General features: G+C 74.9%; 18 protein-coding genes. 9 read left to right on the plus strand and 9 right to left on the minus strand.

Translation table 11 applies throughout. The features are described from left to right. Positions 1-5: 5 nt before the first annotated feature. The 3 genes from ACZ3IL_RS05500 to rsmH are packed head-to-tail and all read right to left on the minus strand — an operon-like array spanning position 6 to position 3,422. A complete protein-coding gene (locus ACZ3IL_RS05500) occupies positions 6-1,994 on the minus strand; it encodes a peptidoglycan D,D-transpeptidase FtsI family protein (protein WP_467386891.1) in 1,989 nt (662 codons plus the stop codon). Positions 1,995-2,001: 7 nt separating this feature from the next. Beyond that, a complete protein-coding gene (gene ftsL, locus ACZ3IL_RS05505) occupies positions 2,002-2,469 on the minus strand; it encodes a cell division protein FtsL (RefSeq protein ID WP_467386893.1) in 468 nt (155 codons plus the stop codon). Further along, on the minus strand, positions 2,466-3,422 hold the full coding sequence (gene rsmH, locus ACZ3IL_RS05510) for a 16S rRNA (cytosine(1402)-N(4))-methyltransferase RsmH (protein WP_467386895.1): 957 nt from the start codon (positions 3,420-3,422) through the stop codon (positions 2,466-2,468). The genes ftsL and rsmH overlap by 4 nt, the downstream gene beginning before the upstream one ends. A gap of 410 nt (positions 3,423-3,832) precedes the next feature. Between rsmH and ACZ3IL_RS05515 the strand changes: the two genes are divergently transcribed. The 4 genes from ACZ3IL_RS05515 to ACZ3IL_RS05530 all read left to right on the plus strand — a co-directional run bounded on the left by ACZ3IL_RS05515 (position 3,833) and on the right by ACZ3IL_RS05530 (position 9,326). Continuing rightward, complete coding sequence (locus tag ACZ3IL_RS05515; RefSeq protein WP_467386897.1) at positions 3,833-4,396, plus strand: beta-class carbonic anhydrase; 564 nt, start codon at positions 3,833-3,835, stop codon at positions 4,394-4,396. Positions 4,397-4,543: 147 nt separating this feature from the next. Beyond that, complete coding sequence (locus ACZ3IL_RS05520) at positions 4,544-5,563, plus strand: AAA family ATPase (protein WP_467386899.1); 1,020 nt, start codon at positions 4,544-4,546, stop codon at positions 5,561-5,563. Then, entirely contained in the window at positions 5,563-6,915 is a 1,353-nt protein-coding gene (locus ACZ3IL_RS05525) for a DUF58 domain-containing protein (protein ID WP_467388163.1), read from the plus strand. Before ACZ3IL_RS05520 ends, ACZ3IL_RS05525 begins: the two co-directional genes overlap by 1 nt. Further along, a complete protein-coding gene (locus ACZ3IL_RS05530; RefSeq protein WP_467386901.1) occupies positions 6,912-9,326 on the plus strand; it encodes a transglutaminase TgpA family protein in 2,415 nt (804 codons plus the stop codon). The genes ACZ3IL_RS05525 and ACZ3IL_RS05530 overlap by 4 nt, the downstream gene beginning before the upstream one ends. Positions 9,327-9,764: 438 nt before the next feature. On the opposite strand, the gene ACZ3IL_RS05535 is transcribed toward ACZ3IL_RS05530, so the two are convergent. The 3 genes from ACZ3IL_RS05535 to ACZ3IL_RS05545 form a co-directional block, all read right to left on the minus strand. Continuing rightward, positions 9,765-10,169, minus strand: a complete 405-nt coding sequence (locus ACZ3IL_RS05535; protein WP_467386903.1) for a DUF3040 domain-containing protein — start codon at positions 10,167-10,169, stop codon at positions 9,765-9,767. A gap of 282 nt (positions 10,170-10,451) precedes the next feature. After that, positions 10,452-11,240 carry a class I SAM-dependent methyltransferase gene (locus ACZ3IL_RS05540; protein WP_467386905.1) on the minus strand — a complete coding sequence of 263 codons (789 nt, stop codon included), beginning with the start codon at positions 11,238-11,240 and terminating at the stop codon, positions 10,452-10,454. A 67-nt stretch (positions 11,241-11,307) separates the two neighbouring features. Then, a complete protein-coding gene (locus tag ACZ3IL_RS05545) occupies positions 11,308-11,826 on the minus strand; it encodes an SAV_6107 family HEPN domain-containing protein (protein ID WP_467386907.1) in 519 nt (172 codons plus the stop codon). Positions 11,827-11,987: 161 nt separating this feature from the next. On the opposite strand from ACZ3IL_RS05545, the gene ACZ3IL_RS05550 reads away from it, so the two are divergent. The 5 genes from ACZ3IL_RS05550 to ACZ3IL_RS05570 all read left to right on the plus strand — a co-directional run bounded on the left by ACZ3IL_RS05550 (position 11,988) and on the right by ACZ3IL_RS05570 (position 18,152). Continuing rightward, positions 11,988-13,058 (plus strand): ATP-binding cassette domain-containing protein, encoded by a 1,071-nt coding sequence (locus tag ACZ3IL_RS05550; RefSeq protein ID WP_467386909.1) that lies wholly within the window; start codon positions 11,988-11,990, stop codon positions 13,056-13,058. Beyond that, positions 13,030-15,117: a YhgE/Pip family protein gene (locus tag ACZ3IL_RS05555; RefSeq protein WP_467386911.1), complete on the plus strand. Its 2,088-nt coding sequence runs from the start codon at positions 13,030-13,032 to the stop codon at positions 15,115-15,117. The genes ACZ3IL_RS05550 and ACZ3IL_RS05555 overlap by 29 nt, the downstream gene beginning before the upstream one ends. Before the next feature lie 43 nt (positions 15,118-15,160). Then, on the plus strand, positions 15,161-15,769 hold the full coding sequence (locus ACZ3IL_RS05560; protein ID WP_467386913.1) for a TetR/AcrR family transcriptional regulator: 609 nt from the start codon (positions 15,161-15,163) through the stop codon (positions 15,767-15,769). 262 nt (positions 15,770-16,031) lie between these two features. Beyond that, on the plus strand, positions 16,032-16,664 hold the full coding sequence (locus ACZ3IL_RS05565) for a DUF4126 domain-containing protein (protein WP_467386915.1): 633 nt from the start codon (positions 16,032-16,034) through the stop codon (positions 16,662-16,664). Positions 16,665-16,715: 51 nt separating this feature from the next. After that, positions 16,716-18,152 (plus strand): phytoene desaturase family protein, encoded by a 1,437-nt coding sequence (locus tag ACZ3IL_RS05570; protein WP_467386917.1) that lies wholly within the window; start codon positions 16,716-16,718, stop codon positions 18,150-18,152. 22 nt (positions 18,153-18,174) lie between these two features. Here the strand turns inward: ACZ3IL_RS05570 and ACZ3IL_RS05575 are convergent, their stop codons facing one another. The 3 genes from ACZ3IL_RS05575 to thiE form a co-directional block, all read right to left on the minus strand. Continuing rightward, a complete protein-coding gene (locus ACZ3IL_RS05575; RefSeq protein ID WP_467386919.1) occupies positions 18,175-19,029 on the minus strand; it encodes a hypothetical protein in 855 nt (284 codons plus the stop codon). A gap of 54 nt (positions 19,030-19,083) precedes the next feature. Next, positions 19,084-20,001 carry a methylenetetrahydrofolate reductase [NAD(P)H] gene (gene metF, locus ACZ3IL_RS05580; RefSeq protein WP_467386921.1) on the minus strand — a complete coding sequence of 306 codons (918 nt, stop codon included), beginning with the start codon at positions 19,999-20,001 and terminating at the stop codon, positions 19,084-19,086. A gap of 198 nt (positions 20,002-20,199) precedes the next feature. Then, complete coding sequence (gene thiE / locus ACZ3IL_RS05585) at positions 20,200-20,877, minus strand: thiamine phosphate synthase (RefSeq protein WP_467386923.1); 678 nt, start codon at positions 20,875-20,877, stop codon at positions 20,200-20,202. Between the last annotated feature and the right edge of the window lie 129 nt (positions 20,878-21,006).

Consider the following 21,006-nt stretch of genomic DNA (forward strand, 5'->3'; position numbering starts at 1 on the left):
GAGTGTCACGGGGTGGGGTCGAAGGTGACCGGCAGGCGGGCGGGTTCGTCGCCGGTGGGGGCGACGTGGAGGGTCTTGAGGGAGAACTCCATGACCTTCTTGTAGACGGGGCCGCAGATCTGGCCGCCGAAGTGGCTGCCCCGGGTGGGGTTCTGGATGGCGCAGTAGACGGTGATCCGCGGTTTGTCGGCGGGGGCGAAGCCGGCGAAGGAGGCGGTGTAGCCCTTGTACCGGCCGAGTTCGGGGTCGACCCGGTTGGCGGTGCCGGTCTTGCCCGCGACGCGGTAGCCGGGGATGGCGGCCTTGGTGCCGGTGCCCTCCCGGTCCTCGACGACGGACTCCAGCATGGTGGCGAGGGTCTTGGCGGTCTTCTCGCTGACGACCCGTGACTTCTCCGGTTCGGCCGCCCGCGCGAAGCGCCCGTCGGGTCCCCTGGTGCCGCGGACGAGCGTCGGGGCGACCCGTACGCCTCCGTTGGCGATGGTGGAGTACACGGAGGCGGCCTGGACGGCGTTGACGGAGAGGCCCTGGCCGAAGGGGATCGTGTACTGCTGCGAGGTCGACCAGTCCTGGGGCTTGGCGAGGATGCCGGAGGTCTCCCCCGGATAGCCGAGGCCGGTGGGGCTGCCGATGCCGAACTTGCGCAGGTAGGAGTGGAGGACCTTGTTGGACTCGGCCTGGGTGGGGCCGAGCCGGCCGGTGGCGAGGATGGTGCCGATGTTGCTGGACTTGGCGAGGACCCCGTTGAGGGTCAGGTACCAGGTCTCGTGGTCGACGTCGTCCTTGAAGAGCCGGTCGCCGCGGTGGAGCCGGTTGGGGACGATGACGTGGGTGTCGGGGGCCGCCTTGCCCTCCTCCAGGACGGCGGCCATGGACATGACCTTGCTGGTGGAGCCGGGTTCGTAGGCGTCCTGGAGGGCGGCGTTGCCCATGGCGGCGGAGTTGGCGGCGGAGAGGTCGTTGGGGTCGAAGCCGGGGGCGTTGGCCAGGGCGAGGATCTCGCCGGTCGCGGTGTCCTGCACGACGACGTAGCCGCGGTCGGCCGCGGACTTCCCCACCTGTTCGGTGATGGCCTGCTGGGCGGCCCACTGGATGTCCCGGTCGATGGTCAGCTCGATGTCGGAGCCGGGGACGGCGGGGGTGCCCCGGGAGCCCGCGGTGGGCACCTGGCGGCCGCCGGACTGGGTGAAGCGGATCGTGCCGTCCTTCCCCGCCAGCTCCGGGTCGAGCATGGACTCCACGCCGCCGGCGCCCCGGCCCTCGGCGTTGACGTATCCCAGTATCCCGGCGGCGAGTTCGCCGTTCGGGTAGACACGCTTGCTGCTGGGCTCGCTGAGGACGCCGCCGAGGAGGTTGACGCCGTTGCCGCCGGCGGAGGGCTGGGCCTTCTGGGCGTAGAACCTCTTGAGGTCCTTGATCTGGTTCCAGACCTGCGGGGTCTGCTTGCGGGCGAGCAGGGTGTAGCGGGACTTCGGGGTGCGGAGCTTCTTCGCCAGTTCGGCGGGCCGCTTGCCGAGGATCGGGGCGAGGAGGGCGGCCGCCCGCTCGGGGGCGTCCGCGACCTTGCTCTCCTCGCGGGTGAAGAGCTTGGGGTCGGCGGTGATGTCGTACGCGTCGACGCTGGCGGCGAGGGCGATGCCGTTGCGGTCGGTGATCTCGCCCCGCTCGGCGGAGAGCGTGTACTCCTGGAAGCGGTACCTGTCGGCCTTGGCGGCGTACGCGCCGGCGTCGACGGCCTGGACCTGGAGCAGCCGGACGACGAAGACCAGCATGACCAGGGTCAGGCCCAGGGAGACCAGGCGCAGCCGGGGCCGGGGGTTGCCGAGCCGGATGGTGCGGGGCCGCCGGGCCGGGGGCCGGGGCGCGGTCCGCCCGGCGGCCGGGCGGGGTGCGGGACGGGGCGCGCGGGGCCCGCCGGGGGCCGCGGCGGTGCGGGGGCGGGCGGGCCGGGCGGGACCGGGGACGCGGCGGCGCGTGGGCTCCTTGGGGGGCACTGCTCGGTCACCTGCCGGAGGTCGTCGGAGCGGTTGCGGGCGCGGTCGCCGTCGCCGGGGCGGCGGGGGAACCGGCGGTGGGCGGGACCGTCGGGGCGGGAGCCGGCGAGGGGGCGGCGGAGGGCTCGCCGAGCACCTTGCCGTCCGGGCCGAGGAAGGCGGGGCTGCCGCCCGGGACCATGCCGAGTTCGCGGGCGCGCCGTTCCAGGGCGTCGGGGGCGGCGTAGTCGTCGACGTCCCGCTGGAGGGCCTGTTCCTCGTCGGTCAGTTCGGTGGTCTCGTTCTTCAGCTCGTTCAGCCGGAAGGAGCCCTGGTTGAGCGCCGAGTTCAGCAGGAGCAGGCTGATCAGGCCGCCGCCGAGCAGCACCACGACGAGCAGGACGAAGGGGGTGCGGGCGGCCGTGCCGGGCTCCGACGGCATGAGCCGTCCGAGCCGCTCGGCCCGCCCTTTGAGCGGCCCCTTCGCCGTGCTCACGGCACGTCTTTCCGGATGCGTTCGGCGCCCCGCAGCCGGGCCGGGGCGGCGCGCCGGTTCTCGGCGACCTCCTCCTCGGTGGGCAGCTCGGCGCCGCGGGTGAGCAGCTTCAGGCGGGGCTGGTACTTCTCGGGGACGACCGGCAGGCCCGGCGGGGCGGTGGTCGCCGCCCCGGCCGCGAAGACCTGCTTGACGATGCGGTCCTCCAGGGACTGGTACGAGAGGACGGCGATCCGGCCGCCGAGGGCGAGGGCCCCCACGGCCGCCGGGATCGCCCGCTCGACGCTCTCCAGCTCGTGGTTGACCTCGATGCGCAGGGCCTGGAAGGTGCGCTTGGCCGGGTTGCCGCCGGTGCGCTTGGCGGCCTGGGGCAGGGCGTCGCGGATGAGTTCGACCAGCCGGGCGCTGGTGGTGAAGGGTTCCCGCTCGCGCTCGCGCACGATCGCGGAGACGATCCGCTTGGCCTGCTTCTCCTCGCCGTACGCGCGCAGGATGCGGACCAGCTCGCCGGGCGGGTAGGTGTTGAGGACCTCGGCCGCGCCGATGCCGGTCGACTGGTCCATGCGCATGTCGAGCGGGGCGTCCTGGGCGTAGGCGAAGCCCCGGTCGGCCTCGTCGAGCTGCATGGAGGAGACGCCCAGGTCGAACAGGACGCCGTCCACCTCGGCGATGCCGAGCCGGTCGAGGACCTCGGGCAGTTCGTCGTACACCGCGTGGACGAGGGTGGCGCGGTCCCCGTGGGGGGCGAGCCGTTCGCCGGAGAGCCGCAGGGCCTCCTTGTCCCGGTCGAGGGCGACGAGCCGCACCTCGGGGAACCGTTCCAGGAGGGCCTCGCTGTGGCCGCCGAGTCCCAGGGTGCAGTCGACGGCGACCGCGCCGGGGCGTTCCAGGGCGGGGGCCAACATGTCCAGGCACCGCTGGAGCATCACCGGGACGTGTCGGTCGTTGCTCAACGCACCTTCTCGGGTCGGGCACGGGGCACGTACCGCCGGGTCCCCGCCCGCTCGCCGCCGGGGCGCCCCGGCTGAAGGGGAGGGTCGCCCGGCGCCGGAAGGGCGCGTCGGCCGACCGGCGAGCGGGAGGAGGCCGAGCCGTAGGTACCGCCGCACACACGGGGGAGAAACGGCGGAAACCGCTCGTCTTCTCCGTGAACTTCGCGTCACTTTAGTCCACCGGACCCGCCGGTCAATCAACCGGCTGGCGCGTCGCACGGCTCCGGCGCCCCGGAGGGACATTCCGGACGGGTCACCCGTTCGGGACGCGCCCCTCACCCCTGTGGATTACCTCACAACAAGGTTCATTGACGTTCTTTGTCCCTTCTCACAACGCGCCGCGGCGCCCTCCGGCCGATAACGTCTGAACCATGTCGACCTCCGCACACACTTCCGCCGACGCCGTACGGACCGACTCCACGGTCACCGACCGTCTCGTCGAGGCGAACGAACGCTACGCCGCCGACTTCACCGACCCCGGAATGGACGCGCGCCCCGTGCTGGGCGTCGCCGTCGTCGCCTGCATGGACGCCCGTCTCGACCTGCACGCGGCCCTCGGTCTCGAACTCGGCGACTGCCACACCATCCGCAACGCGGGCGGCGTGGTCACCGACGACGTGATCCGCTCGCTCACCATCAGCCAGCGCGCCCTGAAGACGCGCAGCGTGGTCCTGATCCACCACACCAACTGCGGCCTGGAGTCCCTGACCGAGGAGTTCCGGCACGACCTGGAGATGGAGGTCGGCCAGCGGCCGGCCTGGGCGGTCGAGGCCTTCCGCGACGTGGACCAGGACGTCCGGCAGTCGATGCAGCGGGTGCGGACCTCCCCCTTCCTGCTCCACACCGACGACGTGCGGGGCTTCGTCTTCGACGTGACGACGGGCCTGCTGCGCGAGATCGACCCGTCGGACACCCCCTCCGCCGACCAGGTTTAACGGTCGAAACCCCGGCATATCCTCCGCACTTGCCGGCAGCCGAGTGACACGACCCGGCCGGGCCCGTGAGAATGCCCGGGTGGACGCCCCCCGAAGATCCCTCCGGGGGCAGGTGTCCGTGTGTTCCGGAAGGCCGAGGAGGGCCGGGTGACGACCTATGACGATCGAGCGAGCCTCACTGATCTGACCACCACCGCGGAGCGGGTCCGCAGGTCGGTGGAGAGCGTGATCGAGGGCAAGCCCGAGGTCGTACGGCTTTCGCTGACCGTGCTGCTCGCCGAGGGACACCTCCTGATCGAGGATGTCCCCGGCGTCGGCAAGACCATGCTGGCCAAGACGCTGGCCCGGTCCATCGACTGCTCGGTGCGCCGCATCCAGTTCACCCCCGACCTGCTGCCCTCGGACGTCACGGGCGTGTCGGTCTTCGACCAGCAGCGGCGGGAGTTCGAGTTCAAGCCCGGCGCGATCTTCGCCCAGATCGTGATCGGCGACGAGATCAACCGCGCCTCGCCGAAGACCCAGTCCGCGCTCCTGGAGTCCATGGAGGAGCGGCAGGTCACCATCGACGGCCGGACGTACGAGCTGCCCAGCCCGTTCATGGTCGTCGCCACCCAGAACCCGGTCGAGATGGAGGGCACCTACCCGCTGCCCGAAGCCCAGCGCGACCGCTTCATGGCCCGGGTCTCCATCGGCTACCCGAGCGCCGAGGCCGAGTTCCGGATGCTCGACGCGCACGGTTCGGTCTCCCCCCTGGACGACCTGCGGCCGGTGGCCCACGCCCACGACGTGCTCAAGCTGATCGAGGCGGTGCGCGCGGTGCACGTCGCCGACGCCGTGCGCCGGTACGCGGTCGACCTCGTCGCCGCCACCCGCGCCCACCCCGACCTGCGGCTCGGCGCCTCCCCCCGGGCCACCCTCCACCTGCTGCGGGCCGCCCGGGCCTCCGCCGCGCTCGACGGGCGCGAGTACGTCCTGCCGGACGACCTCCAGGCCCTCGCCGCGCCCGTCCTCGCCCACCGGCTGCTGCCGACGGCGCAGGCCCGGCTGAACCGCCGGACCGCCGAGCAGGTCGTCCACGACATCCTCCAGCGCACGCCCGTCCCGGCCTCGGCCCCGCCCGCCGTCCCGCTCCACGACCGGCAGCGGCCCGGCACCCGGCCGCTGTGATGACGGACGCCGCCGCGCCGGACGCGCGGCGGGACGAGGACGACCGGGGCGGGCTGCGGGTCTCCCTCGGCGGCCTCACCACCCGGGGCCGGTCCTTCCTCGCCGCCGGGGTGGCCGCCGCCGTCTGCGCGTACGTGCTCGGCCAGGCCGACCTGCTGCGCGTCGGGCTGCTGCTCGCCGTCCTGCCGCTGCTCTGCGTCCTCGTGCTGCACCGCACCCGGTACCGGGTCGCGACCTCGCGCCTGCTCACGCCCCAGCGGGTGGAGGCGGGCGCCGAGGCCCGGGTCCGGCTGCGGATGGAGAACGTCTCCCGGCTCCCCACCGGTCTGCTCATGCTCCAGGACCACGTGCCCTACATGCTGGGGTCCCGCCCCCGTTTCGTCCTCGACCGGGTCGAGGCGGGCGGGCGGCGCGAGGTGTCCTACCGGGTCCGCTCCGACCTGCGCGGCCGCTTCCCGCTCGGACCGCTCCAGCTGCGGCTGGGCGATCCGTTCGGGCTGTGCGAGCTGACCCGCTCCTTCAGCTCGTACGACACCCTCACCGTCGTGCCCAGGACCGAGGCCCTGCCGCCGGTCGCGCTCTTCGGCCAGGCCGGCGGGTACGGCGACGGGCAGCAGCGCTCGCTCGCCCTCGCGGGCGACGACGACGTCATCCCCCGCGCCTACCGCCACGGCGACGACCTGCGCCGGGTGCACTGGCGCTCCACCGCCCGCTACGGCGAACTGATGGTCCGCCGCGAGGAGCAGCCGCAGCGCGCCCGCTGCACCGTCCTGCTCGACACCCGCGAGGTCGCCCACCAGGGCGCGGGCCCCGAATCCGCCTTCGAATGGGCCGTCTCCGGCGCCGCCTCCGCGCTCGTCCACATGCTGGAGCGCGGCTACGCGGTCCGGCTCCTCACGGACACCGGCAGCGCGATCCCCGGGGACGGCTCCGAGGGCTTCGGCGGCCCGGCGCAGGACCCGGCGGACTCGGCCGGACTGATGATGGACACCCTCGCGGTGATCGACCACTCCGAGGGGGCCGGCCTCTCGCGCGCCTCCGACGTGGTGCGGGCCGGCGGCGACGGGCTGCTCGTGGCCTTCCTCGGCGATCTCGACGAGGAGCAGGCCGCCCTGGTCGGCCGGATGCGCGAGCGCACCGGCGCGGCCGTCGCCTTCCTCCTGGACTCCGGCGCCTGGCTCACCGGCGATTCCGTCTCCGGCGCGGTCGGGGACCGGGTGCGGCAGCTCCGCGAGGCGGGCTGGACGGCGCTGGCCGTACCGCCCGGCGCCCGGCTCGCCGATCTGTGGCGGCAGGCGGCCGGGGACCGCGCGGAGACCGCCGCCGACACCCCTTACGGAGGATGGTCATGAGCGGGCTCGCACGGCTGACGCTGGCCTCCTGGGCCGCCACCCTGATGGCGGCCGGGGCCCTGCTCCCGCTGGTCAGGCCGGCGACCTGGATCTTCACGGCGGCCTTCGTGCTCGCCCTGGTGAGCGGGACGGGCACGCTGGTCCGGCGGGTGCCGTCGGCCCGGTGGACGGTCCTGGCCGCCCAGGCCGCCGTCGCGCTGCTCGCGCTGACCGCGATCTTCGCACGCGAGCGGGCGGTGCTCGGGCTGCTCCCCGGACCGGGGGCGTTCGCGCACGCCGCCGGACTGTTGCGGGCGGGCGCCGAGGACGTCGGCCAGTACGCCGTCCCCGCGCCGGACACCGAGGGCATCCGGCTCATGCTGGTCGGCGGGGTGGTGGTGATCGGGTTCCTGGTGGACGCCCTCGCGGTCACCTTCCGCAGGGCGGCGCCGGCCGGTCTACCGCTGCTCGCCCTGTACTCGGTGGCGGCCGGCCTCTCCGGCGGCGGCGCGGGATGGCTCTGGTTCCTCCTCGCGGCCACCGGCTACCTGCTGCTCCTCCTCTCGGAGGGCCGCGACCGGCTCTCCCAGTGGGGGCGGGTCTTCGGCGGCGTCCGGCGTTCCGGCCGTCCCGGTTCGCCCGTCGGCGACGGCCCGTCCTTCGCCCCGACCCGGACCGGCCGCCGGATCGGCGCCGTGGCCATGGGCGTCGCGCTGGTGGTGCCGTTCGTGCTGCCCGGTCTGGACGGCGGCCTCCTCGGGGGTGCCGGCGACGGCGAGGGGACCGGAGGCGCCGGAAGGGGCGGCACGATCTCCGCCGTCAACCCGCTGGTCTCCCTCCAGGACGACCTGCGCCAGCAGGAGGACCGGGAGGTCCTGCGCTACCGGACCAACGCCCCCGACAACAGCGGCATGTACCTGCGGCTCGTCGCGCTCGACCGGTTCGACGGCGTCTCGTGGAAGTCCTCGGTCCGCCCGATCGAGGACGTGCCCGAGCGGCTGCCGTGGCCGGAGGGGCTCTCCCAGGGCGTCCGGGTCACCGAGGTGACCACCAACTTCGTCGCCTCCGACGCGTACGAGCAGAAGTGGTTGCCGATGCCGTACCCGGCCGCCCGGGTCGACATCGACGGGCGCTGGCGCTACGAACCGGCCGGCCGGATGCTGGTCGGCGACGACAAGCAGACCACCCGGGGCGCCCGCTACCAGGTCACCAGCCTGGAGACGGAACCGACGGCGGAGCAGCTCGCCGCCGCCGGGGCCGCCCCGGAGAAGCTGCGCCGCGAGTACACCGGGGTGCCCGCGTCGCTGCCGCCCGACGTGCGGGCGACGGCCCTGAGCGTCACCCGGGGCGCGCGCAACGACTACGAGCGGGCCGTACGGCTCCAGGACTGGTTCGCGCGGGACGGCGGCTTCCGCTACGACGTCGACGTGGAGTCCGGCACCGGGGTGCGGGCGGTCTCCCGCTTCCTGAAGGACAAGCAGGGCTTCTGCGTCCACTTCTCCTTCTCGATGGCGGCGATGGCCCGGTCGCTCGGCATCCCGGCCCGGGTGGCCGTGGGCTTCATGCCGGGCACGACCCAGACCGACGGATCGGTGTCGGTCGGCATCCGGGACGCGCACGCGTGGCCCGAGCTGTACTTCGAGGGAGCGGGCTGGACGCGGTTCGAACCGACCCCGTCCCGGGGCTCCACCCCCTCGTACGCCCGGGAGACCACGTCCACGGGCACCGCCACCGGGCCCGCGCAGCCCCGGCCGGCCGCGTCGGAGGCGCCGTCGGCCGCGCCGAGCGCGTCGGAGAGCTGCACGCCGCAGATGCGGCGGCTCGGCGACTGCGGCGCGAAGGCGGTGGCGGCCGGGGCGTCCTCGGGCGGCTCCGGGCCGGACCCGCTGACGGTGGTGCTGCTGTCCCTGGCCGCGCTGCTGCTCCTCGTCCTGCCGTCGCTGCCGCTGCTCTGGCGGTCCCGGGTCCGTGCCCGGCGGCTCGGCTCCGCCGGGACGCGCGGCGCCGGGGAGACCGCGGCGCGGACGCTCGCGGTCTGGCGGGAGATCAACGACACCGCCTGGGACTACGGGATCGAACCGGACGGGTCGCGGACGCCACGGCGGACGGCGGAACGGATCGTGCGCCTGGGCGGGCTGCGGGACGAGGCCGCGGACGCGGTGCGCCGGGTGGCGGGGGCGGTGGAGGAGGCGCTGTACGCGCCCCGGCCGCGGCCGGCCGCGGGCCTGGCCGAGGACGCGGCCCGGGTCCGGGCGGGCTTCCACGCGGGGGCGAACCGCCGCACCCGCCTGCGCGCCCTCCTCCTCCCGCGCTCGGCGGTCCGGGTCCGGTGGGCGGTCTCGGCCCGCCGGTCGTCGATGGCGGCCGGATGGTCGGACCGCCGCCACGCGCTGACGTCCCGCCTGCGCCGGGCGCCGCAGGGAACGGGCTGAGGGAACGGGCCCCGGGCCGGGGTCCTGCCGGGCCCGGTGCCGGGGTGCCGGGGTCCTTGCCGGGCTCCGGTATCGGGGTACCGGGGCGTTGGGGTGCCGCCAGGCGTTGGGCCGGGGTCCTGCCGGGTCCGGCTCCGGGGTGCCGCCGGGCACCGGCGCCGGGCTTCCCGGCCGGGGCCGGACCTCCTCGGCTCCGGGCTCGCCGGCACCGGCTCTCCAGCCCCCTCGGTCCTGAGCCCCCGGACCCCCCTCGGCTCCGGGCTCGTCGGCGTCGGGGCCGGGGCTTTCCGGGCTCCGGCCCCCGCCGTTCCCCGCCCGTGCGGAACAGGTAACTGAGGGGGGCCGGAAAACCTCGAACCCCGCGGGGCCGGTGCGCTCGGGTGCGCGGCCTCGCGGGGTTCGGGTGCGGAAGGAGCGGGGGCGCCGCTCAGGGGGCCGTCAGTGGCCGCCGTCCTGCTGTTCGTCGCGGCGGCGCTGCCACCGCTCTTCCATCCGGTTCATCATGGAGCGTCGCTGCCGGGTCCGGCGGCCGACGGCCGCCGTTCCAGCCCCGGCCTGCTGCTCGCCCGGCTTCGGCGCCCTGCGCCAGCCGGTGACCGCCAGGACCGCGCAGCCCAGCATGATGAGGAATCCCATCACGCCGATCAAGGTCTGCTGTGCGACCATTCCGGCCATGAGGAGCGCGATACCCACCAGGAAGCCGGCGACTGCCTGGTAGACCCGTCGCCGGGTGTACGTACGCAGTCCGCTTCCCTCGAGCGCTGTCGCGAACTTGGGGTCTTCGGCGTACAGCGCTCGCTCCATCTGCTCGAGCATTCGCTGCTCGTGCTCCGAGAGCGGCACGGAGTCCTCCTAGTCGTCGGTCGCGGGGGCGACCGGTATGCGGCCCTTTCAGAATAGGCAGGGAATCGCCCCCGTGAAACCCGCCCACAATGCCGAGTAGCCAATCGTGCAACCGATCCGGGCCGCCGTGAGGACCGGTCGCTGAGGCGTTGATTCCCCGGCCCCCGGTCCGTCATGCCGGATGGTGTCCCTCGATCATACGGGGCCGGAGGCCGTGCCGGGCGGGCTGTGGCGTACTCCATGGAGCACGGTGGCCCGCACCGCCGGACGGGTGGCCCCTGCTCAGGCCCGCTTCTCGCCGAGAACGTGCAACTGGGTGGCGACGGCGTGGAAGGCGGGCAGCTCGGCGGCGGCGGCCTCCAGCCTGAGGAGGGCCTCGGCGGCGTCCGGCTCGGTGTCCACGAGGACGCCGGGGACGAGGTCCGCGAAGATCCGGACGCCGTGCACGGCGCCGACGTCCAGCCCGGCCCCGGTGGCCAGTCCGGCGAGCTGTTCGGCGGTGAAGCGCCGGGGCACGGGGTCGCCCGCGCCCCAGCGGCCCGCCGGATCGGTGAGCGCGTGCCGGGCCTCGGTGAAGTGCCCGGCGAGGGCGCGGGCCAGGACGGCGCCGCCGACTCCGGCGGCGAGCAGGCTGAGGCTGCCGCCGGGACGGAGCGCGGCGACCGCGTTCCGCACGCCCTCGGCGGGGTCGTCCACGTACTCCAGGACGCCGTGGCAGAGCACGGCGTCGTACCCCTCGCGCCCGACCACGTCGAAGAGGCCGCGGGCGTCTCCCTGGACTCCGGTCACGAGGTCGGCGACCCCGGCCTCGGCGGCCCGGCGCTCCAGCGCGAAGAGGGCGTTGGGGCTGGGGTCGACGACGGTGACCCGGTGGCCGAGGCGGGCCACCGGCACCGCGAAGTTCCCGGAGCCGCCGCCCGTGTCGAGGACGTCGAGGACGTCTTTCCCGGTGGCCTCGACCCGGCGGTCCAGGGCGTCCTTGAGGACGTCCCAGACGACGGCGGTGCGCAGGGAGGCGCGCGACGGGCGTGAGGTCGCCTCGCGTCCGAAGGCGGGGGAAGGGTCCGGCACGGCTGTTGACTCCTCGGTGACGGGTACGGACCCTCCCCACCCTATGGCCTCGGTCCCGCCTTTCGGATCATCCTTCCGTTCCGCCGCCGGCGGGGCCGCGGGGCCGCACCGGCCGGAGGGAGAGGAGCCGCTCGACCAGGCGCAGGAAGTGCGCGGCGTCCCGGAGGAGGTCCTCGGCCTCCCTCGGGGTGGCGGCGCTCGTGATGCCCGCCTCGGCGCGGGCCCTGCGCGGCGCGCCGGCGGCGAAGTGGTCGCTCCACTCGGCCAGCTCGGGCGCCAGCTCGGCCAGGAGCTCCCAGGCGCTCCGTATCCGCTCCCGGCGGTGGGAGCCGCTCTCGGGTCTGCCGCGGGCGGCGAGCACGGCGGCCGCGGCGCGCAGGGCGGCGAGGTGGGCGGTGGCGTACCGCTCGTGGGGACGGTCGAGGGCGGCGGCCTCGTCGAGCCCGGCGCGGGCCTTGGCGAGGAGGTCGAGGGCGGCGGGCGGGGCGGCGGTGCGGCGGGAGACGGGGTGGATGTCGGACGCGGGCCCGGAGTGCGCGGGGACGTGGTGGCGCCGGGGCGTGGCTGCTGCGGATGGACGTGCCATGACGAGCCTCCTGTCGTCGCGTGACGGCACTGCTGCCGTATGTGTTCATGGTGCCCACCCCCACTGACAATCACGCTGACCTGCTCTTTTGCGAAGGTTCTGGCTCAGGGGTAAATTTTGCACTGACTGGTCAGTTCAAAAATGGGGAAGGGGGTGGGTCCGTGGACACGGAAACCGGGCGGCCGCCGCACGGCGCCGCAGTCGTCGCGGACGGCTTCGGAGTGAAGGGGCCCCGGGGCTGGGCCTTCCGGGAGGTCTCCTTCCGGGCGGAGCCGGGCGCGCTGGTGGCGATCGAGGGCCCGTCGGGTTCGGGGCGCACCTGTCTGCTCCTCGCGCTCACCGGCCGGATGAAGGCGTCGGAGGGGCACGCCGAGGTCGGCGGTCTCCCGCTGCCCCGGAAGATGGCCGCGGTGCGCCGGATCAGCGCGCTGGGCCAGGTGTTCGGCGTCAGCGAGCTGGACCCCGCCCTCACGGTCGCCGAGCACCTGCGCGAGCGGGCCCTGCTCCAGCGCCGCTTCGACGGTTCCGTACGGGCGCTCCTGCGGCGTCCCGGTACGCGGGCGGCGGAGGCCCGGGCCCGGATCGCGGAGGCCGTGGCCGCCGCGGGGCTCGACCTCGACGCCCTGCCGAAGGGCGGGCGGACCGCCGTGCGGGACCTGGAGCGGCCGGCGGCGCTGCGGCTCTCCCTCGCCCTCGCCCTGATCGGCCGCCCCCGGCTGCTCGCCGTGGACGACCTCGACCTGAAGCTCTCGGACGCCGACCGGGCCGGGGCCTGGGAGCTCCTGCGCTCCCTGGCCGCGTCCGGGACGACCGTCCTCGCCGTCTGCAGCGAGTCCCCCGCGGACGTCCTGCGGGTCCGCACCCTTCCCGTGCGGGAGGAGGAGACCCCGGAGGAACACGCGGAGGAGCCCGCGGCCGGCGGCACCGGGACCGGCGACGCGGGAGCCCCCGGCACCGGGACCGGCGGGGCGGAGAGCAGGCCCGCCGGCACCGCGGGCACCGGCGGCGCGGAGTCCGGGCCGGCCGGCGTCAAGCCCTCCGGCGCCAAGCCCTCCGGAGCCGAGCCCGCAGGCACCGAGCCCGCCGACACCGAGTCCACCGGCACCGGCGACGCGAAAACCGCGACCGTCCGGGCCGCCGCCACCGGAACCGACCACGCCGAAACGGACACCACCGCGTCCACGACCGAGGAGGGGGCGGCCGATGCGCTCGCCGAAACTGGCCGCGCTTGAGCTGAGGCGCTTCGGCAGGGGGAAGCTGCCGCGCGCCGCGCTCGTCGCGATCCTGCTGCTGCCCCTGCTCTACGGCGCCCTCTACCTGTACTCGTTCTGGGACCCGTACAGCAGGCTCGACAGGATTCCCGTGGCCCTCGTCAACGAGGACCGGGGGGCCGTCGCCGACGGCCGGAGGATCAACGCCGGCGACGAGCTCACGAAGGGCCTCCTGGAGAGCGGGACCTTCGAGTGGCACCGGGTGAGCGACGCCGAGGCGCGCCGGGGCGTCGAGGACGGGAAGTACTACCTGTCCCTGACGATGCCCGGCGACCTCAGCTCCCGCATCGCCTCCAGCTCCGGCGACTCCCCCGAGACCGGGGCCCTGCGGGTGCGGACGAACGACGCCAACAACTACATCGTCGGCCAGATATCCCGGACGGTCTTCGCCGAGGTGCGCAGCGCGGCCTCGGCCAAGTCCTCGCGCTCCTTCCTCGACAAGATCTTCATCTCCTTCTCCGACATCCACGACGCCACCGAGAAGGCCGCCGCGGGCGCGGCCGACCTGAAGCGGGGCGTGGACAAGGCGAAGAAGGGCTCCGAGAGCCTGGAGAACGGCCTCGTGAACGCCAAGACCGGCAGCGGTGACCTGGCCGCCGGCCTGAAGAAGCTCGACAAGGGCGCCAAGGACCTGGAGAACGGTTCCCGCAAGGTCGCCGACGGCACCCAGGCCCTCGCCGACAAGGTGAACGGCACCGCCGACAAGGTCCGTCCCTACCTGGCGGACAACGGCAGGTCGATCCGCGACACGGCCCGGCTGGTCTCCGACTCGGCCACCGCCGTCCGCCACAACCTCGACGTCCTGGCCAAGCGGGCCCCGCTGGTCCGCACCGCCGCCCACAAGGCCGACACCGACATGGCCGCGCTGCACCGCGAGGCGTGCGTGGAGAACCCGGAGCCGGACGCCCGGGCGTGCGAGGTCCTGAAGAGGGCCGCGGTCACCGCCGGCGACGTGGCGACCGTCGCGGACGACGTGCACGAGCTGACCAAGGACAGCAAGGGCGACCTGAAGGTCCTGGACGCGCGGCTCGTCACGCTCAAGAAGCAGGCCGACGAGCTGGCCGCCCGCGCACCGCACCTGGACGAGGACGTCGAGGGCGCCGTCCGGAAGATCAACGAGCTCAACGCGGGCGCCAAGAAGGTCGCGGCGGGCGCGGACAAGCTGCACACCGGCATCACCGGGGCGAAGAGCGGTTCGGTGAGGCTCGACACCGGGATCGGCAAGCTCAAGAAGGGCGCGACCGACCTGGACGGCGGCCTGTTCAAGCTGGCCGACGGTTCCGGGGAGCTGGCGGGCGGGCTGCGCGACGGCGTCGGCCGGATACCGGACTACGACCAGCAGGACCGCGACCGGCGCACGGAGGTCATGGCCGACCCGGTGCGGCTCGCCTCCCAGTCGATGCACAAGGCGCCGAACTACGGCACCGGTTTCGCCCCGTACTTCATCCCGCTCTCCCTCTGGGTCGGCGCGATGGTCGCGTACATGATCATCCAGCCGCTGAACCGGCGCGCCCTCGCGGCGGGCGGTTCGGCCTGGCGGATCGCCCTCGCGGGCTGGCTGCCGGTGGCGGCGATCGGCGTCCTCCAGGTCGCGGCCCTGATGTCGGTGCTGCACTGGGGGCTGGGCCTCCAGATGGCGCGGGCCGCCGGCACGGTCGGCTTCCTCACCCTGGTCACCTGCTGCTTCACCGCGATCGTGCAGTGGCTCAACGCCCGTTTCGGCGCGGCGGGACGCATCCTGGTGCTCGCGCTCCTGATGCTCCAGCTCACCTCGGCGGGCGGCACGTACCCCGTACAGACCAGTCCGGCCTTCTTCAACGCCGTCCACTCCTTCCTGCCGATGACCTACGTGGTCGAGGCGCTGCGCCGGCTGATCACGGGAGGCGGGACCGGGCCCGTTTGGCAGGCCTGCGCGGTCCTGGCCGCGTTCACCGCGGGCGCCCTGGCCCTCACGGCCGTCTCGGCCCGCAGGCGGCAGGTCTGGACGCTGGACCGGCTCCATCCCGAACTGAGCCTGTGAGGCGCGGCCGGTGCCGCCCGTCACACCTGTGAGAATCGACCCCATGGACAGCAGCAGCACCCGACGCCGGGCCACGCGCGCGAAGCTCTACGAGGCGGCCGTCACCCTCATCGCGGAACAGGGCTTCTCCGCGACGACGGTGGACGAGATCGCCGAGCGGGCGGGCGTGGCCAAGGGCACGGTCTACTACAACTTCAAGAGCAAGACCGAGCTCTTCGAGGAACTGCTGCGGCACGGGGTGTCGCTGCTCGCCGCCTCCCTGCGCACGGCGGCCGAGGAGACCGCCGCGCGCGGCGGGAGCCGGGTCGACGCGCTGGACGCGATGATCCGGGCGGGCCTGGTCTTCATCGACCGCTACCCGGCCTTCACCCAGCTGTACGTGGCCGAGCTGTGGCGCACCAACCGGGCGTGGAACTCCACGCTCCTGGTGGTCCGCCAGGAGGCGGTCGCGGTGGTCGAGGGCGTCCTGCGCGAGGGGATCGAGGCCGGGGAGCTGAACGAGGAGATCGACGTCCAGCTGACGGCGGCGGCCCTCGTGGGCATGGTCCTCGTGGCGGCCCTCGACTGGCAGGCCTTCCAGAGCGGGCGTTCGCTCGACGACGTCCACGCGGCGCTCTCCCGCCTCCTCCACGGCCGGGTGGGCGGCCGCTGACGCGGGGCGCACGCGCGCGGGACGCGAAAGGGCCGGTGCGGCGAAGCTCGATCCCCCCGAGCCTCGCCGCACCGGCCTTCTCACGCACCCCCGTACCGGTGCGGGTGCGCGGTCCCGTTCCGCCGCCCCGTGCCGGCGGTCCGGGGCCGCGCCCCTTTTCCGTGGGCCCCACTCTTCCGTCCGGACCGTGCCGGGCCCATCCGCGCGCCTACTCATCCCGCCGCCTAGGTACGGGTACTCAGTCCTGGTTACGATCGCGGGCGTGTCCGTACTCCCCCTGGTGTTCACCAGCGGCTGGGCCAGCGGGATCAACGCGTACGCGGTGGTCCTGCTGCTCGGCGTCCTCGGCGCGGCCGGGCTGACCGACGAGGTGCCCGGCTCCTTGCAGCGCACCGACGTCCTCGTCGTCGCGGGCGTGCTGTTCCTGTGCGAGGCGGTGGCGGACAAGATCCCGTACGTCGACTCGGCGTGGGACTCCGTCCACACCGTGATCCGGCCGGTCGCGGGGGCCGTCGTCGGCGCCCTCCTCGCCGGGCAGGACGGATCGCTGCCGGAGCTGGCGGCGGGCGCGGTCGGCGGCTCGACGGCCCTGCTCAGCCACGTGGTCAAAGCGGGTACGCGGATGGCGGTCAACACCTCGCCGGAACCGTTCTCGAACATCGCGCTGAGCCTGGCGGAGGACCTGGGGGTCGCCGCGCTCGTCACCTTCGCGCTCTTCCACCCGGTGGCGGCGGCGGCCGTCGCTGGCGCCCTGCTCCTGCTCGGCCTGGTCGTCGTGGTCTTCCTCGCCCGGCGCATCCGCCGCTTTCTGCGCCGCGGGTCACAGCGCCGGGAGGAGAGGAGGCTCGCGGCCCGGGGAGGCCCCCCGCCGCCCGGCGGGCCGTCCCTCCCCTGACCCCTCCCCGCGCGGCCGGTGGTGTCGCGGGGGCCGGATAGGCTCGCCGTCATGGCACGGATTGTGGTGATCGGCGCGGGACTCGGCGCCATGGCGGCGGCGGCCCGGCTGGCCGTGGCGGGCCACCGGGTGACGGTGTACGAGCGGGGCGCGACGTACGGCGGCGCGGTCGGCCGCTTCGAGCGGGACGGGTTCGCCTTCGACACGGGCCCGGGGCTGCTGCACCTGCCCGCCGTGTACCGCGACCTGTTCGTGAAGACGGGCAAGGAGCCCCTGGAGGAGTGCGTCGCGCTGACGCAGGTCGATCCGGCGGCCCGTCACGTCTTCGCCGACGGTACGCGCGTGGACCTGCCGAACGCCTCCCGGGCCGGCACGGTCGCCGCCCTGGACGCGGCGCTCGGCGCGGGCGCGGGCGAGCGGTGGGGCGACTTCCTGACGCGGGCCCGCGAGGCCTGGGACCGCACCCGCCGGCCGCTCCTGGAGGAGCCGCAGCCGGCCGACCCGGCGCCGCTCGCCCGCGAACCGTACCCGGCCCCGAAGGCGGGCCTGCTGCGCCGCCCGACGACGACGCTGGCACAGGTGGGGAAGCGGGAGTTGCGCGATCCCCGGCTCGCCGCCCTGCTCGACGCGTACGCGTGGTCCTACGGCTTCGACCCGGCCGGCGCCCCGGCCTCGGCCGCCGTCCTGCCGTACATGGAGCAGACCTTCGGGAGCTGGTACGTGGCCGGGGGCCTGCGGGCACTCGCCGACGCCGTGTACGAGCGGTGCCGGAAGCGGCGGGTGGAGTTCGTCTTCGGCGCGCCGGTGGAGGACGTCCTGGAGGAGGACGGCCGGGCGGCCGGCGTCCGGCTGGCCGGGGGCGAGGAGGTCCCGGCCGACCACGTGGTCTCCGGGGCCCCGGTGTCCGCGCTCCGCCGCGAGCACGCCGTCGCGGGGGAGCGGGGCGACGGCCCGCCGCGCCACCAGGTGCTCGGCACCGGCCGGGTGACGGTCTGTCTGGCCCTGCGCGGAGCGCGGGAGGCGGACGCGGTCCACCGGACCGTCGTGCACGCGGAGGGCGCCCGGCCCACGGTGACCGTGCTGCGGCCGGACGACCCGGCGCTGCGGCCGGACGCGGACCACGAGGCGGTGACGGTCACGGCGACCGTGCGGACCGGGGGGTCCCGCCAGGACTGGGAGCCCTTTGCCGACCGGATGGTGGAGGCGGCCGGGAGCGCGGTGCCGGAGCTGCGCGAGCGGCTGCTGTGGCGGCACGTCCGCACCCCCGAGGACGTGCGGCGGGACACCGGTTCGGCCGAGGTGCCGGGGCCGGCGCTCGCCGGGGCCGGGGGCCGGCTGCTCCCGGCCGGCAACCGCGCGCCGCTCCCCGGGCTCTTCCTCGCGGGCGGCTGGTCGCACCCGGGCGGCGGGCTCGCCCACGCGGGCATGTCGGGCGCGCTGGTGGCGGGGCTGATCGTGGAGGGGGCGGACTTCCGCGGCTCCCGATGAGGCCGCGGAGGTCCCGTACGCCTCAGTGGCGGTACTCCCGGTCGTCCGGGTGCGGCTCGTGGCCGTACGGGCCGGGGGCCTGCTGCGGGGCCGGCTCGGTGTCGCGCTGCTGCGGGACCCAGACCCCGCCGGGCGGGGTGTCGTAGGCGTACGAGGGCGCGTAGGGGTCGCCGTAGTACGAGGTGTACTGCTGGCCGTCCGTGCCCGGGCCGATGTACGGGTCGGAGTAGGCGGCGTACTGCTGCTGTCCGGCGCCGCCGTAGTCGTAGGCCTGCTGCGGGTGGACGGGCTGCTCGTACCCGGGGTCGTACCCGGTCCCGTGCTCCGGCGCGTACTCCGGCCCGTAGGGGTCGTGGGCGGGGCCGTAGGGGTCGTGTCCGGCGGCGGCCCCGGCGTGGTGGCCGGTCCCCCCGCCGGTCTCGTGGCTCGCGTACCCGCCGGTGCCGTCGGGCGCCGGCAGGGGCTCGTGGACCATCGTGGTCTCGACGGCCGTCTCCGGGCGCGTCCCGGGACCGTGGCCGGCGCCCCCCTCGTCCTCCGTGCCGTACGAGAGGCCGGTGACCTCCAGGGTGGGGCCGGCCTGGGCCGGCGCGCCGGACCTGCGGCGGCGGCTCGCGCCGGGGTTGCCGCCGATCGCCCAGCCCGTGGAGAAGCCGCGGCGGAACGAGAGCGTCACACAGGTCTGGCCGGCGGCGAAGGCGACCGCGCCGGCGATGATCACCGGGACCGACGGCATCAGGACGCCGAGGACCACGCCGAGGAAGCCGGCGAAGGCGAGCAGGCGCCAGCGCAGCCGCGCCTTGTACTGGAGGAGCACCTCCCCCAGCAGCCACAGCGCGACCACGCCGAACGCGATGTAGAGGACCGTCCACCCCATGCCCCGCCGCCCCTCTCCACGGTCACCGCCGCGGGTCGGGGCGGGTACGACCGGTCACGACTGCTGGTGCAGTCCGAGATTCTCGTAGATCTCGAGCGTCGCGGTGGAGTTGTTGAGCGTGATGAAGTGCAGCCCGGGGACGCCCTCGGACAGCAGACGCGCGCAGAACTCCGTCGCGAACTCGATACCGATGGAGCGTACAGCGGCGGGATCGTCCTTGACGGCGTGGATGCGGTCTTTCACGCGCGCCGGGAAGGCGGCGTTGCTCAACTGGGGCAGCCGGCCGAGGGTCTTCACGTTCACGACGGGCATGACCTCGGGGATGATCGGGGTCTCGCAGCCCGTCTTCACCACGCTGTCGCGGAACCGCAGGTAGTTCTCCGGGTCGAAGAACATCTGGGTGATGGCGTAGTCCGCGCCCGCGCGGCACTTGTCCACGAAGTGCCGGATGTCCGTGTCCCAGTCGGTGGAGCGGGGGTGCATCTCGGGGAAGGCGGCGACGCCGACGCAGAAGTCTCCCGACTCCTTGATCAGCCGGACCAGGTCGGCGGCGTACCGGACCCCCTCCGGGTGCTCGACCCACTCGCCCAGCGGGTCGCCGGGCGGGTCGCCGCGGACGGCGAGCATGTTGCGGATGCCGGCGTCGGCGTACTGGCCCAGGACGTTGCGCAGTTCGGCGACGGAGTGGTCGACGGCGGTGAGGTGCGCGACGGGGGTGAGCGTGGTGTCGGAGGCGATCTTCTGGGTGGCCTTGACGGTGCCGCCCCGGGTGGAGCCGCCGGCGCCGTAGGTCACGGAGACGAAGCTGGGGCCGACCGCCTCGACGCGGCGCATGGTGTTCCACAGGGCCCGCTCGCCCTTCTCGGTCCGGGGCGCGTAGAACTCGAAGGAGTACGACGTGCCGCCGGAGGCGAGGATCTCGCGGACCGTGCGCGCGCGGTCCGAACGGACGGAAGCGGTACCAAGGGCCATACGGGCAGGTTAGACGCGGGGCGACGGGCCGCGTACCCGGCGTCCGAGTGCTGGACAGCTTTTCGGACACGCGGCGGGGCCCGGGAACCGCTCCCGGAGATCACGGGGAGGTGCCCCGGCCGGCCGGTCCGGGCGTGCCCGGCCCCGTCCGGCCCCGGAGGACCGCTCCCCCGCCGGCCCCGGGTCCTCCGGCCGGTCTCAGGCGTCCGCGCGCTCCCGGACCCTCCGGGCGAGGGCGGCGGTCGCGGCGGCCGGGTCGTCGGCCTCGGTGATCGCCCGGACGACGACGATCCGCCGGGCGCCCGCGTCCAGGACCTCGTCCAGGTTCTTCTCGTCGATGCCGCCGATCGCGAACCAGGGCCGGTCCTGGGCCAGGCCGGCCGCGTACCGCACGAGGCCGAGTCCCGGCGCGTGCCGTCCGGGCTTGGTGGGGGTGGGCCAGCAGGGCCCGGTGCAGAAGTAGTCCACGCCCGGCTCGGCGGCCGCCGCGTCCACCTCCGCCCCGGCGTGGCAGGAACGGCCGATCAGGACCCCGTCGCCGAGGATCGCCCGGGCGGCGGGGACGGGCAGGTCGCCCTGGCCGAGGTGGAGGACGTCGGAGCCGATGGCGTGGGCGACGTCGGCCCGGTCGTTCACGGCGAGGAGCCTGCCGTGCCGGCGGGCGGCGTCGGCGAGGACGGCGAGGTGCTCCAGCTCCTCGGCGGCCTCCATGCCCTTGTCGCGCAGCTGCACGACGTCCACGCCGGAGGAGAGCACGGCGTCGAGGAAGTCCGGGAGGTCGCCCTGGCGCCTGCGGGCGTCGGTGCACAGGTAGAGCCGGGCGTCGGCGAGCCGCTCGCGGGGCGTGGGCACGGGCGCGGTCGTGGGCGCGGTCATGGAAGGGTCCCCCGTCGATGTCGCCGGGGGGGGGGGGGGGGGGGGGGGGGGGGGGGGGGGGGGGGGGGGGGGCGGGCGGGGCGGGGGGGGGGGGGGGGGGGGGGGGGGGGGGGGGGGCGGGGCGGGGCG

The organism is Streptomyces sp. NPDC014907 (assembly GCF_055562975.1).